10 protein-coding genes are annotated in these 14,380 nt (G+C 60.1%); 3 read left to right on the top strand and 7 right to left on the bottom strand.

Going from position 1 to position 14,380, the window contains the following annotated elements:
* Positions 1–95: 95 nt before the first annotated feature.
* The 3 genes from ACEUKI_RS07775 to ACEUKI_RS07765 all read right to left on the bottom strand — a co-directional run bounded on the left by ACEUKI_RS07775 (position 96) and on the right by ACEUKI_RS07765 (position 4,930).
* Entirely contained in the window at positions 96–1,553 is a 1,458-nt protein-coding gene (locus tag ACEUKI_RS07775; RefSeq protein WP_181896148.1) for a metallophosphoesterase family protein, read from the bottom strand.
* Between the two features lie 90 nt (positions 1,554–1,643).
* A complete protein-coding gene (locus ACEUKI_RS07770) occupies positions 1,644–4,232 on the bottom strand; it encodes a PASTA domain-containing protein (protein WP_236838316.1) in 2,589 nt (862 codons plus the stop codon).
* Between the two features lie 77 nt (positions 4,233–4,309).
* Positions 4,310–4,930: a DUF5701 family protein gene (locus tag ACEUKI_RS07765; RefSeq protein ID WP_374156676.1), complete on the bottom strand. Its 621-nt coding sequence runs from the start codon at positions 4,928–4,930 to the stop codon at positions 4,310–4,312.
* A 167-nt stretch (positions 4,931–5,097) separates the two neighbouring features.
* Between ACEUKI_RS07765 and asd the strand changes: the two genes are divergently transcribed.
* Complete coding sequence (gene asd, locus ACEUKI_RS07760; RefSeq protein WP_251847689.1) at positions 5,098–6,192, top strand: aspartate-semialdehyde dehydrogenase; 1,095 nt, start codon at positions 5,098–5,100, stop codon at positions 6,190–6,192.
* 80 nt (positions 6,193–6,272) lie between these two features.
* Here the strand turns inward: asd and ACEUKI_RS07755 are convergent, their stop codons facing one another.
* Together ACEUKI_RS07755 and ACEUKI_RS07750 are read right to left on the bottom strand one after the other, a co-directional pair.
* Positions 6,273–6,839 carry an ACT domain-containing protein gene (locus ACEUKI_RS07755; RefSeq protein WP_007051615.1) on the bottom strand — a complete coding sequence of 189 codons (567 nt, stop codon included), beginning with the start codon at positions 6,837–6,839 and terminating at the stop codon, positions 6,273–6,275.
* Positions 6,840–6,894: 55 nt separating this feature from the next.
* Entirely contained in the window at positions 6,895–7,659 is a 765-nt protein-coding gene (locus ACEUKI_RS07750; protein WP_007051616.1) for an aspartate kinase, read from the bottom strand.
* A gap of 715 nt (positions 7,660–8,374) precedes the next feature.
* Between ACEUKI_RS07750 and ACEUKI_RS07745 the strand changes: the two genes are divergently transcribed.
* Positions 8,375–9,508 carry a class C sortase gene (locus ACEUKI_RS07745; RefSeq protein ID WP_144169569.1) on the top strand — a complete coding sequence of 378 codons (1,134 nt, stop codon included), beginning with the start codon at positions 8,375–8,377 and terminating at the stop codon, positions 9,506–9,508.
* Here ACEUKI_RS07745 and recR read toward each other — a convergent pair.
* Both recR and ACEUKI_RS07735 read right to left on the bottom strand, forming a co-directional pair.
* Entirely contained in the window at positions 9,505–10,107 is a 603-nt protein-coding gene (gene recR, locus ACEUKI_RS07740) for a recombination mediator RecR (RefSeq protein WP_007051621.1), read from the bottom strand. The two genes, ACEUKI_RS07745 and recR, sit on opposite strands and share 4 nt — an antisense overlap.
* 25 nt (positions 10,108–10,132) lie before the next feature.
* Entirely contained in the window at positions 10,133–12,907 is a 2,775-nt protein-coding gene (locus ACEUKI_RS07735) for a DNA polymerase III subunit gamma and tau (RefSeq protein ID WP_115769996.1), read from the bottom strand.
* Between the two features lie 234 nt (positions 12,908–13,141).
* On the opposite strand from ACEUKI_RS07735, the gene ACEUKI_RS07730 reads away from it, so the two are divergent.
* A complete protein-coding gene (locus ACEUKI_RS07730; RefSeq protein ID WP_131218582.1) occupies positions 13,142–14,326 on the top strand; it encodes an IS256 family transposase in 1,185 nt (394 codons plus the stop codon).
* Positions 14,327–14,380: the final 54 nt, after the last annotated feature.

Below are 14,380 nucleotides of genomic sequence, written 5' to 3'. Positions count from 1 at the left end.
GAAGAGCCCGATAACCTGCTATACGACGAGGATGCCGCCTATTCCGCATTCAGGCCGTATCAGCAGAATTGATGTATTAACCGGTTTTATGGTCGTCACCGCTTCTTCACCAACGAGCGGATGACGGCCATAAAACCGAGGCTCATGGCACCGGCCAGCACTGCGAATACCTGCGGGCGGCGCAATTCGTTACGCATGCTGATGGCACCGGTCACGCAGTGGTCCTCGAACCAGACGCGCACCTCGTTGCTGGAGTATCGGCCCACCAGATCACCCCAGGTGAGCATGCGGGTCACGTAGCCGGCCGGATTGCTTTCATGGAATTCGAACAGGCGGATGCCGCGATAGCGCGACTTGGGACCATAGCATTCGAATCCGCAGGTGGGCGCGTAGCCCAAATCAATGCCATGCGCGTGGCCCACGAAGGCGTTCTTGTGATCGTGACCGCAGAACAGCGCGAAGTAGCCGCCTGCCTCACGCAAGGCGTCCACTTCACCGACGTTCTCGTCCGCACAGCCAATCGCCTCACCCAGCCGCGATCCCGGCCGGCAAATCTCATGGTTGAGCACGTAGCAATGGCCGGCGTGGGTGCGTGCGCCTTCCACCGCGTTCGGCGTCCATGCGGGAACCTCTTTGAGGCAATCGTAGAATTCCTGCGGCGGAATGTGCTGGAAGGCGATGGCAGGCACCGGCTTACCGTCGCCGTTGCGTTCGCCAAGTTCGGACTGTACGGCTCCCAGCCAATCGATCGCCTCGGGGCTTGGAGTGCCATACCCATCGGAATCAGCCAAATCAAGACCGCGCGGATTGACCACATAGGCCGGGTATTGGGCGTCGTTCTCTTCAGGCTTGCCGGCGTAATCGCCGGAATTCACCATCATGACGGACATAGCTACGCGCCCGGATCCGTCGGAAGCCTCAATGGGCAGGGCAAAAGTGCCTGGCTCTGGGCTGTCGACCGGGTTCAGGCAGCCGGGGAATTCGCGGTAGATGCTGTCCTGCTCGTCGGCCAAGATGCCGCACTGGAAATCGTGATTGCCGTAGGTGGCGGCGAACGGCACTTCCGCTTCGATGACCGGGCCAAGGAAGCCGGCAAACGTGCGGCGGACTTTGTCACGGGTCTCGTCCATGAGCTCGTCCAAAGTCGTCGGCACATCCTGTGGATCGGATGTTGTGGAGTAGACCAGCGTGGACGCGGTGGACGCGGTTTGTTGGGCGTCGGGATTGCTGCCGTCAGACTTCATGGCCAGCAGACGATTGTTCACGCGGTCTCTGGCCCGCCGCTTGATTCCGCGCAGCTTGGCCTCGACTTCGGTGACCGCACGCACGCGAGCGCCCGGTTCCTCGCCACGGCGGCGCAGGAAAGTGTCGATGTAGGCAGGATCGTAACCGCGGATCTGGTCGCCGGTGAACACCACCAGATCCGGGTCGGCTTTGCGAATGGCCTCACGGATAAGGCGGATGGTATCGGGGAGCACGTTGGGGCCGTCCTGGATGTCGGCCATTTGCAGCACGCGGAAGCTGCCGTCTTCGCGGAATCGCAGGTTCGTCATGCCTCACCAGTCTAGGGACGTAATGCTGTTTCGCACAGCATACGCGCCGGTCCTTCACGTTTCCCGCCGCTCCGCACGGCAGCTGAATCACTACGAGAAATCGTAGAACGTGTATCCCTTATCCGCTCCGCTCGTCACGTTGAGCAATGCTTTGCCGTTCAGCGTATCGACGTCGTTTCCTATGAGATAGCCGTTGCTCCACGTCTTCATGGCATCGCTGAACGTCGATAGATCAGTGCCATCGGTGTATAGCGTGAACTCGTTACACGGTTCCATGCCATAAGGTTCCGATATGGTGACTTTTATCTGATCTTCGATATGGGATTCGCCGACGGTGCCATCGATTTTGAAGGCGCTGGCATCGCATTGCAGCGTGTAAGTGCCGTCACTGTTCTTTTTTGCCGACTTGAACTTGCCAGTGAAGTTCGATTCGGCACGAGAACCATAAGGGTAACCATCTCCCGTGGCCCCCATATCCGAGTCATGGTAGGAGCCGGAGAAGGTGCCATCCTTATTGACTTTCATTACGGTTCCCCATGCGCCGACACCGGAACCGAAACTATAGTTACCTGCCGCCTGTTTCATAGCCTCTTTGAACGTGGCGTCTTGTTTGCCGCTGTCCTTGGACTTGTCACCGGTCCCCTTGACTTCGGCATCCGGCAGAGAATCCCAGTCGAGATCACCGTTCTGCTCCACCAGATAGTAGACGGTCGAATCGCTGGGAGCCGGCTTCATCGGCTCCATCTTGTTCTGGTAGTTATTGATACTGCGGTTGGTCGGCACAAACGGGTCCACGTCCTTGCCCAAGTTGACGCTCACGCTGGTCTCGCTGTACAGGCTCTTGTCGCGAACCAGAATGTACGGGCGGCTGGTATCCACGGCCTTCTGCTTTTTGGCCTTCGCCAGTTCGGCGGCGTCGAAGTATCCGGAATCATCCAGCGACTCGGCATCGGAACCCGCCGGGAAGTAGACCAGGAAGTCCTTCATGTCGTAGGTCATGCCGGTCGACCCGTTCTCCGCACCGGCCGGTGGCGTCATTTCGCCATCGTCGAACGACGCCCGTTCATAGTTGCCGTTCACGCAGTACTCGCCTATCGAAGCGGACATCACCTTTGAGCCGCAGTTCGGCAAATCCATACCCGCGTAGAGCTCGAACATGCCCCAGTCTTTCAACAGCAGATGGTTTTTCATCGGCAATTTGTCCGCGGACATGCCATGTTCTGAATCCGATTCCAGCATCGCGCCGCTGACATCCTGGGAGAAGTTGGTCAGGCCCAGCACATCGGCCTTGTCTTCAGGCTCATGGCCTTTGATTTGCAGGTACTGATAATCCTCGGGTGAGGTAGCGCCAAAGGGATTCATCGAGGATTGCTCCAATGTGATGCAATCCTTGGCGGCATCCGTCACCTCGCTCTTGCAGTACATACCGATCATTGCGGACGCATGGATGCTGGCCATCTTGATATTGTCATACGAGTTGGTTTTGCTCAGCACGTCCATGTTGCTGGACTTGTCGATGCCGTAATACAAGGTCACCGACTGACCGGAACTCAACGTGGAACCCGGAGCCGGGTACGAACCGGAAATCTTGCCCACGTATTTCTCTGACGAGTAATGCGGTTCCGAATCCACACTGTAGCCCTGCGATTCCAGATCGCTGACGGCCTTGTTCTTATCCGAGCCAAGAATATCCACCGGGATACCATCGCCCTTGGAGGCCACGCCGATGTAAATGCCGTTGTCCTTCTCGTCATCGGTGAGCCCTACACCGGGAGCTGGGTATGTGACGCTGACTTGGCCTTCCGGAGTCTTGCTGTCTGAAGAGATGACGACTTTCTTGTAGTGGATTGGCACGCCCATATCCGCGAACGTGTTCACCACCTTGTTCACATCCTTGCCGACCGTGCCCTTCGGCACACCAGGGCCGGCCGACTCCTGCACTATGACCGTGGAGCCAGCCTTGACGCGGGCGCCGGGATTCGTGCCCTCGTAACCGAGGAACACGCCACGATCCTCGCCGGAGAACACTGGAACCGTCTTCGCGTTCAGGCCCTTGGCCTTCAACGCCTCGGTCACATCCTTGGCCTTGATCACCGATGCTTTCTTGGCGTTTTTATCGGTGACGCTGGCGGCGATGGACGCCGGATCAGGCAGCGACTTACCACCCCATACCTCGGCACGATACGTCAGGAATGTGGCCACGCCGGCTACGATCAACGCCAGCAGCACCGCCACCAGCGCGATAATCAGCGTATTCGGGCCACGCTTGCCCGAAGGATTCGGCAATGTGGCGGTTGCGGTCGTTGTGCCGCTCGGCGGCGTGGCTGCGCCCGGAGCGACAGGAGCAGCCGGAGCACTAGGAACACCAGACGCACCCGGAACGGCCTGCGGCAATGCTCCCGGCGCAGTCGGCCCGGTCTGACTTGCCCCCGGTGCGGTCGGTGCTCCTGCCACACCGCTCGATGCCGGAACGCCGGGCTGCCTATAGGCGCTCCCATCGTTTGAGCCGGGCAGCGGCGGGTGATCAAGCACCGTCATGGTATTGTCCGGCAGCGGCACTGGAATTGGGCCGGCCGCCGCCTGAGGAGCAGGAGCACTCACGTCGGTTAGCGGCGCGCCACAGTGCACGCAGAACCGGCTTCCCCCATCATTGTCAGCACCACAATTCTTACAGATCATCATCGCTCTTCTCTCTTCGAATGACGCACTCTAGCCTCATTCTACTGGGAAAAGCAATGGCAGCCTAGAGAATCGCTTTAACGGAACAGACTCACCCCGCGACGGGCCGTGCAATACGCGTTGCCCAGCCAGGTATGGCGGGAATTGGGCCAGACGGCTCCCAGTCGCGGTGCGTTCTGGCTCATCCAGATGCTCGGCACGCGGCCGTCTGCGGAGCGTGAGCCGAGCAGATTGAAGCCGTTCTTTTCCAGCAGCCACTCCGGGTGCTGGGTGGCGATGGCCAAGCCTTCCTCGAGGGTGAGCGGCAGGCGCTCATCGGAGTCGATAAGCTTGCGGGCCACATCCGGCTCGCGATTGATATAGCACGTGCCGGTGTGCGGATTGACGGCCAGATAGAACGGGCCTTCCGGCGGCATGAAGCCGTCTTGAGGCAGGAAGCTGGCGATGTCACGCGGAGGCATGGTGGTGAAGCCGGCCATGCGGTTGATGGAGGTTCGTGCGATCAGCGACTCAGGCGAAACCAGTTCACGCGTGGGCACCAGCAGGATGTTCAATCCCAAATCGGAATGCTCGAGCGCCCCGATCAGGGGGCGGGCCAGCGAGCGGAATGCGGCGGCGGAAATATCCGCCACATCCGGGTAACCGAGAGCCACGATACGGTCGAGCTGTTTTTGGGCCTCTACTGATGCGATAGACATGGCTACCAGTGTAGAACATCACCTTCGCTTCATTGGGCAGTCACCATCTGGGAAGACCACTGCCGTTGTTCCGCGCGTTTCGTACAATTGCATTGTTTTACGGCCACCCACATGACGGCCGTCCGACGTAAGTAATCCATCGAAACCCAGAGGTCATAGAGGTCATCATGTCCGAAAAATTGAAGGTCGGCATCCTTGGTGCCACCGGTATGGTCGGTCAGCGTTTTATCACGCTGCTTGAGAATCACCCGTGGTTCGAGGTGGTCACGCTTGCCGCTTCCGCGCACAGCGCCGGCAAGACGTATGCCGAGGCGGTCGGCGACCGTTGGAAGATGGAAACCCCGATGCCCGAATATGTCAAGAACATGGTGGTCGTCGATGGCGACGATGCCGAGTCCGTGGCCTCTGGCGTTGATTTCATGTTCTCTGCGGTAAACATGCCGAAGGACCAGATTCGCGCCATTGAAGAGCGTTATGCCAAGACCGAGACCCCGGTGGTCTCCAACAACAGCGCCCACCGCTGGACCCCGGACGTGCCGATGGTGGTGCCGGAGATCAACCCGGAGCACTTCGAGGTGATCGAGCACCAGCGCAAGCGCCTGGGCACCACTCGTGGTTTCATCGCCGTCAAGCCGAACTGCTCGATTCAGGCCTACACGCCGGCGCTGGCCGCGTGGAAGGAATTCGAGCCGCGCGAGGTGGTTGTGAGCACCTACCAGGCGATTTCCGGCGCGGGCAAGACCTTCAAGGACTGGCCCGAGATGGTGGGCAACATCATCCCGTTCATCTCCGGTGAGGAAGCAAAGTCTGAGAAGGAACCGCTCAAGGTGTTCGGCCATGTGGACGCTGACAAGGGCGAAATCGTGCCGTTCGACGGCGACCTCAAGATCACTTCGCAGTGCATCCGTGTGCCCGTGCTCAACGGCCACACCGCCACCGTGTTCCTGAACTTTGGCAAGAAGGCCACCAAGGAAGAGCTTATCGACCGTCTGGTGAACTACACGTCCAAGGCTGCCGAACTGGAGCTGCCGCACGCGCCGAAGCACTTCATCCAGTACCTCACCGAGGATGACCGCCCGCAGGTCAAGCTCGACGTGGACTACGAGGGTGGCATGGGCGTTTCCATCGGTCGTCTGCGTGAGGATTCCATCTTCGATTGGAAGTTCGTAGGTCTGGCCCACAACACCCTGCGTGGTGCAGCCGGCGGTGCCCTTGAATGCGCCGAAATGCTCAAGGCTCTCGGCTACATCACTAAGAAGTAGTTGAATCTCGTTAAAATCGCAAAAGCCCTCCGTGAGGAGGGCTTTCGTCGTATATACCGCAAAAAACGCGGCTCAGTGGCTCAGCGGCCAGTACCGCCGTACACCACGGCTTCGATTTGATCGGCATCGAGACCGTATGCGGTGTGCAGCGCCTTGACGGCGTCGTTGAGCTGATCGAGCGGCACGAGCGCGGCGATACGAATCTCGGAGGTAGAAATCATCAGCACGTTGATGCCCTCGTCGCTCAGGGCCTGGAAGAACTTGGCGGCCAGACCGGCGTGGGTCTTCATGCCAACGCCCACCACGGCCACCTTGCCCACGTTGGTGTCCACATCGAAGGAGTGGTAGCCCAGCACTTCCTGCTTGTCGAGCAGTGTGTTCTGAACCTGCTTGACGGCCGATTCGGGCACGGTGAAGGAGATGTCCGCAGTGCCGACGGATGCGCCGGCCTGCACGATCATGTCCACGTTCACGCCGGCGGTGGCCAGCTCGGTGAACACCTTGGCGGCCATACCCGGCTCGTTCGGCACGCCACGCACGGTGGCCAGCGCCTCGGAACGGTCGTGGGCAATGCCGGAAATCACCGGTGCCTCGGGGCCCAGGTCAGGGAACAGGTCGCCCATGGATTTCGCTTCTTCTTCAGTCATGTCTTGCCTTGTCTTGCTTGAAATTACTTACGATTATTGTTCGCTGTAGCCGCGCTCAGTCGAGGTTCGGCAGCGTGCGCGGGTCAATGCCGTCAGGCACAACCAGCGTGCCGGGGCGACGGGAGAACGAAGAGCGCACGTGCAACGGCATGTTGAAACGCTGAGCGTACTCTACGCAGCGCAGTGCCAGCACCTTGGAGCCGCAGGAGGCCATCTCCAGAATCGACTCATAGTCGATGGACGGAATGCGGCGGGCAGAAGGCACGATGCGCGGATCAGCGGTAAAGATGCCGTCCACGTCGGTGTAAATCTCGCAGATGTCGGCACCAAGGGCCACAGCGAGTGCCACGGCGGACGTGTCCGAACCACCGCGGCCGAGCGTGGTGGCGTCACCCTTGGCGTTGATGCCCTGGAAGCCGGCAACGATGGCGATGTCTCCCAATGAGAGCGCGTTCTTCACGCGGTCCGGTCTCACGGCCTTGATGTGGGCCGCGCCGTAACGGGCGTCGGTGAAGAAGCCGGCCTGCTGACCGGTGAAGGAGTGGGCGCGGCTGCCTTCGGCGTGAATGGCCATGGCCAGCAGGCTCATGGAAATTCGCTCGCCTGCGGTCATCAGCATGTCCATCTCGCGCTCGGGCGGGTTGGAGTCGATGCTCAGCGCCTGATCGATAAGGTCATCGGTGGTGTCGCCCATGGCGGAGACCACCACGGCCACCTTGTTACCCTTCTTTTCCGTCTCAACAACGCGCTTGGCCACACGTTTGATCGATTCGGTATCGGCGACCGACGAGCCGCCGTACTTCTGCACGATGAGAGCCACTGCTGTCCTTTGTTCTTCGCTTAGGGGAGTTTGCTCGATATTCTACGCAAACGCAACGATTATAGAGGTTGCCGCGTTCACCCCGCGACCCCGCGCCGACATGTGGACGCGGGCATGGCCTGCGTTGTTCAGCAAATATTCAAGTTTTCACCGGTGGTTCTTTGAGGCAGCCGCATCCATCCTTTGAGATTCGAGCGGTTAACTATCAATTACCGGCAAACGAAAGCAAACCGGCGAGGTTTCCGCAGAACCCCATAACTGAATATCTTCTTCTTCCTCTCTCCTTTTCAAGGCCCGGTCCCGCAGCAATAGCGCCTCTTTTTATCGGGGCAATATATTCCCTCTTTATGCATTCATACCCCCTATTTGAAAGCTCTGCCAAATATTGCCGACGCCGCGGCTTATCGTGTTGCCATACTTTGCAATCCTTTGCAGCCCCTTGCATCTCAACGGCTTGTCCGAAGTAAGCCACATCACTGACAGCCGTAGCAACGTTGTTCGTATCGCATTTTTCAGACTTCTTATGCCCCCTACATTGCCCCCATATAGCCCCGTCGGCATGTTGCATGAAAGGCTTGGTGCGGAGTAACGTTTCGCAGTGTGGCGCGTGCGGTGTTGCCATTTGCGACAGCACCTATGCCATGCACGACTAAGACAGACCCGGCCGTCTTGTATAAGCAAATCATGAGCAGATCAAACGGAGGAACAGGCGACTATGGCATTGCTGCATCGACGTTCGACGAGTAAGCGTGCCTCACAGAAAATGTGGGAAAACAACGCGGCCATGCCGGATGACGCATCTGCAAATGACAACGTTTCCTCAGCGCGTCCCGAGCCCTCAGCATTCGTTCCAACACCATTTGACGAAGTCATCGATATCAGCGATCTCGTGGCCGAGCGCCGACGCCTGCAACACAATCTGTGGGCGATGCGCATCATCACCATTGTGTTGCTGATCGCCGCAATCGCCGTGGCCTGCTTCCCGCTAGCGTTGCAATTCGAGTCCGGCCGCAACTTGGCCGCCACCACCGCCACCACAGCCAAAGAAGTAGCCGGCTGGCCTTACCCGCAGGCGGAAGACAAGCTCACGGCGGCCCGCGCATACAACAAGAAGCTCGCTGAATCCGGCCAGTCCATCTTGGGTGAAGCCGTCGATCCGTTCTCCGCCGACCAAGGAGGATCCCAAGCCAGCGGCGAGGATTCCGCCTCAAAGAAAGACAAGGAATACCAGTCACTGCTTAATACCGGCAACGGCGTGATGGGCACAATCAAGGTGCCCAAGCAGTCCATCAATCTGCCAATTTATCACGGCACTTCCGAGGAAGCACTGGCTTCTGGTGCCGGCCACTTGTACGGCACGTCGCTGCCGGTGGGAGGTAAATCCACCCATTCGGTCATTACCGGGCACCGCGGGTTGGTTGAAGCGCTGATGTTCACCCGTTTGGACGAGGTGAAAGAGGGCGACTTCTTCTACATCGAAGTCATGGGCGAAACTTTGGGCTACAAAGTGGACCGCACTTCGGTGATTTTGCCGGATGACACGTCGAAGCTCAAGATTGTGCCGGGTGAGGACCGTGCCACCTTGATGACCTGTACGCCATATGGCGTGAACACGCACCGACTGCTTATCTCCGGGCACCGCGTGGCGATTCCAATGCCGGCCCCCGAGCCGAATGACGTGCTTGACGCGCGCAATATCGCCCTTGGTGTTGGTCTAGGCATACTGGCGGCAGGACTGTTCATCATCTGGTTGGCACGACGGCACAAGGCCGCGCGCATCATCCGCCACGGCGCATTCTGGCCGTGGATGCGCCGCAAGGGCGAGAGCGCCAATGATACGCTAGCCTAGGCCTCGCGCCGACCGGCCAGTGCCCTGCCCAGCGTGATTTCGTCGGCATACTCCAAGTCGGAGCCCACCGGCAGACCACTGGCAAGTCGGGTGACCTTGACACCTACGGGTCGCAATAGCTGGGTCAAGTAGCTGGTGGTGGCCTCGCCTTCAATATTCGGGTCGAGCGCCATAATCACTTCCTTGACCTCATCGCCTTCTAAGCGTTTGAGCAGACCGGGAATACGCAGGTCGGCAGGGCCAACGTTGGCCATTGGGTTGATTGCGCCGCCGAGCACATGGTATAGGCCGTGGTATTCGCGCGTGCGCTCGATGCTCATCACATCCTTGGGCTCTTCGACCACGCAGATCACCGAACGGTCGCGTCTCGGGTCGGCGCATACCGGGCAGGGGCTGGATTCGCACACGTTGCCGCAAATATCACAGAAGCGGATCTTGGCCTTGACCTCTTCGATGGCCTCGGCCAAATCGCGCGCTTCATCTTCGGGCGCGGACAGCATGTAGAAGGCGATACGCTGCGCGCCCTTCGGCCCGATGCCGGGCAGCCGCCCGAAAGCGTCGATCAGTCGCTGTATTGCGCCGTCATAAGCAAGTGCCATGGGTATTCCTCGTTATTCGTCCTCATTATTCATCCGAGTGCTTCTTGGCAGGCTGGATGTTCTTGGGGTTCTTCGGATCATCTGCCGCGAATTGCTCGACTTTTTTGACCTCGAATAGCTTTTTCAGATCGTCGAGATTCATGGCCGTCGCCTCGCCGAGCGACTGGTCGCTCATCGAGTATTCGTCATCCTCGGCCGCGACTTGCGGTTGTGGTTTCGGCTGGGGCTGGGGCCGGCTATTCCACGGGTCGGCATTCGGGGTCGGCTGTGCGGGTTGCGGTTGATTCCACGGATCACCGTGCGGGGTGGCCTGCGGAACCGATTGGGGCTGGTTCCACGGGTCGTCTCCTGGCTGCGGAGCCGCCTGAGCATGGTCCCCCTGCGGCTGATTCCACGGATCATCGTGAGGAGACTGCTGATATGGCTGGTTCCACGGGTCGGCTTCGGCCGGTTGCGACGCCGGTGAGACCGCGGCCTGAGACTGCGTCTGATTCCATGGATCGTCGCTCGCGCCGGCAACTGCCGTAACGGAAGATGCGGTGGCTGGCTGCCCAGTGGACTGTCCAGTGGGTCCAGCGGACGCAACGGACGCAGTGGGTGCAACAGGAGCAGCCGGAGCGGCCCACGGATCAACACCGTCACTGATGTCCGGAACCGCAACATGCTTCTTGTGACGCTCTTCGGGCGCAGGCGTAGCAGCGGGCTCGTTAGGTGCGAACCCGTCTGCAGATTGCGGCGAAGCGTTGCTTACGGCCGGCTTGGCCCAAGGGTCATCGTCACTCCAGTTCTTCGCCGCCGTGGATGCACTGGATTGGCCGGCTCGATGGCTGTCATCCGTATCCTCGGCTCGGCCTGTTGCAGTCGGCTTCGGAGCTTTCGGCTCGCTCCCCATATGAATGCCCAGGCCCGCGCCCAAACTCGACGCGGCCAATCCAGCCTTGGCCATGGCAATCTGCTGCTTGACCTTGGCCAATTGCTCCGGGCTCATACGTTTGACGGATTCGACTCGCTCGCCATTCGCCGCGACCGCAGAAGGTGCAATAACCGCATTGGCACCGAACTCGTTGCGCACGGCATCCATCACCACGGCCGCCGCCTTCTTACCGCTGTTATCCACGGCCAAGGCGAAAGCGTGCTGGCTCAGCGACTTGTCGAACGTCATCGACAGGCAAGGCAGACCCTTACGGTTGGGACCGAATTTTACGGTCGGCACCTTGTCTCGTGACACATATTCACGAATGGTTTCCGGCAAAGCGGCGACGGCTGCATCCCACTTCTCGTCGATGGACCGATTATCCGATGCCGCAAGCGAGGTCACCGGTTGAGCCGGGACGGCCGGCGACGCGGCGGGAGCGCCCCACCCGGCATCGGCGGCAGGAGCGGCACCGGCAGCAGCAGTTGCTACAGCAGGTTGCACAGACGGAGAGCCCGCGGGTCGGTCGCTGACCGGGCCGTTGACAGGGCCATTGTCTCCAACAGATTCATGGGAAGCGGTGCTCTGAGGCGCGGCTGCTTGCTGGTTGCGTGCAGCACCGGAGAATCCGCCATGTGAGGCTCCGGCAAACCCGCCTCGTGATGCGCCGGCAAAACCACTGGCACCCGTACCGGAAGCGGCTGACGTAGTCGAAGTCGAAGAAGCAGCCGCAGGCGGCATACCAGAAGAAGCTGGCGCGGGAGCGGCTGTTGCAAAGCCTGATTCACTGCCGGCCAACAATCGCGCGGCCAGCAGTTCCAAGCGCATACGCGGAGAAATGGCTCCGGTCATGGCACCCAACGTAGTGTTGATGATGTCTGCCATTGCGGTCAGTGCGCCCAGTCCCAGCGCCTTGGCTTGGCGGTGCAGATCGTCCATATCCTCGGCCTCAGCCGTGTCGGACAGCACGGATTCCGCACGGTTCCCGGCCAACGTAAGCACCAACAGATCACGCACACGAGCCAGTAGATCTTCGACGAATCGTCTCGGATCGAATCCGCCGACCACGACTTTCTGGATGACGCCGTACAGGGCTTCGCCGTTGTGATCGATTACCGCATCCACGGCCTCGCCGATCAGTGCCTCCGGCGTGAAGCCGAGCAGGGCTACAGCGGCATCATGGGTGATAACGCCTTCGACCGAACCAACCATCAGCTGGTCAAGCACGGACAGGGTATCTCGCATGGAGCCGCCACCGGCGCGCATCGCCAGTTTCAGCACACCGGGCTCGGGCTTGATGCCTTCCTTGTCGCAGATCGTCTCCAGGTAGGGACCCATGACTTCCTGCGGCACCAGACGGAACGGATAGTGGTGGGTGCGCGAACGGATGGTGCCGATCACCTTGTCTGGTTCGGTGGTGGCGAAGATGAACATCACATGTTCAGGCGGCTCTTCAACGATTTTAAGCAGCGCATTGAAGCCCTGCTGCGTGACCATGTGGGCCTCATCGAGAATGAAAATCTTATAGCGGTCACGCGCAGGGGCGAAACCAGCGCGTTCTCGCAATTCTCGAGCATCATCCACACCGTTGTGCGAGGCCGCATCGATTTCGACCACGTCGATGGAACCCGGACCGCCGGTGGCCAGGTCCTTGCAGCTTTCGCATTCGCCGCAGGGGTGGGAAGTCGGCCCTTTGGCACAGTTGACGCAACGGGCCAGGATACGCGCGGAGCTGGTTTTGCCGCATCCTCGCGGCCCTGAGAACAGATAGGCATGTGTGAGCTTGCCCTCATCCAAGGCGCGCATCAGCGGGACCGTGACCTGGTCCTGGCCGATGACCCCTTCGAAGGTGTCCGGACGATAGCGACGATACAGTGCAAGTGCCATAGCTACTAACCTACCTTTGCCCTCAGAATTAACCGATAAAAAGTCAAGATAAACCGGGCTCATAGTTGCCGAATCGTGAAAACTCTTTATATTCCAACGACATTCACCTGGATAACGCCCGAGATTTTGCGCACTTTGGTTTGGGCTTGAGATAGGGGCATGGCCCGTGTCCTGTGTACGATTTTCAGTCGCCAGACATTAGAAAACCGCGATTGGAAACGAGGGCACGAAGCCATGTCACAGCAGATTCTACAGGTCGACCAGGCCATGTTGGAAACCACCCTGGACCGGATGGTCCGCAAAAGCGTCGAGGAGACCCTGAACGCGATGCTCGACGCCGAGGCCGACGAGATCACCGGCGCCGCGCGCTACGAGCGCAGCGGGGACCGCAAGGCGTACCGGGCCGGCCACTACGAGCGCGACCTGACCGTCAAGGCCGGCAAAATGAGCCTGAAAGTGCCGAAACTCAAGGGCGCGGTGTTCGAGTCGGCCGTGATCGAACGATACCGTCGGCGTGAGGAGAGCGTCGAGGAGGCCTTGATCGACATGTACCTGGCCGGCGTCTCCACCCGCCAGGTCGATGATGTCAGCCGGCTCCTGTGGGGCGACCGCATGCCCTCGCAGACCCTGAGCGACAAGCTCAAGCGCGTCTATGCGGATATCGACGCATGGCGGGGCAGGCCCCTCGAACAGGATTACCCGTACCTGTTCATGGACGGCGTGTGGCACAAAAGGTGCTGGGGCGGGTCCGTGGAGAACGTGAGCATCCTGGTGGCCATCGGCGTCGGCATGGACGGGCGGCGCGAGGTGCTTTCGGTGGCCGAGGGCATGAAGGAGGACGCGGAAAGCTGGCGCGAATTCATCAAAGGCATGCTCGCACGAGGCCTCAAGGGCGTGAGACTGGTGACGGGAGATCGGTGCGCGGGGCTGGTCGCCGCCGCGGGCGAGCTGCTGCCCGATGCCCGCTACCAGCGGTGCATGGTGCATTTCGAGCGCAACATACTCGCCAGGGTCAACCCCGGGAACCGCGACTGGGCGGCCGACGCACTGAAGGCCGTGTTCTCCATGGAATCACGCGACAAGGCGTTGGAGAAGGCCGAATCCGTCGCCCGGGACATGGAATCCAGGAAACTCAAGGAGGCCGCCAAATGCCTGCGCGAGGGCATCGGCGAGACCACGACCTACCTGCTCGACGACTACCCGCGCGAGCATAGGCGTCGGATCCGCACCAACAACATGATCGAACGGCTCAACCGCGAGATCAGGCGCAGGACCCGCGTGGTCGGCTCGTTCCCCGACGGACGCAGCGCGTTGATGCTCGTCTGCGCGAGGGTCCGCTACGTGACATCCGACGAGTGGTCGACGCGCCGCTACCTCGACATGTCAAGGCTCGGTGAGACCGTACCAGCAGCGAACTGATCACCGCCACAGGGACGGGCGAAGACCAAAGTGCGCAAGAGTTCGGGCACTACC

Origin of the sequence: Bifidobacterium sp. 2450 (assembly GCF_041900695.1) — a bacterium.
Lineage (GTDB): Bacteria > Actinomycetota > Actinomycetes > Actinomycetales > Bifidobacteriaceae > Bifidobacterium > Bifidobacterium longum.
Note: the sequence above shows the minus strand (reverse complement) of the source record. Positions and strands in the feature narration are given on the sequence as shown.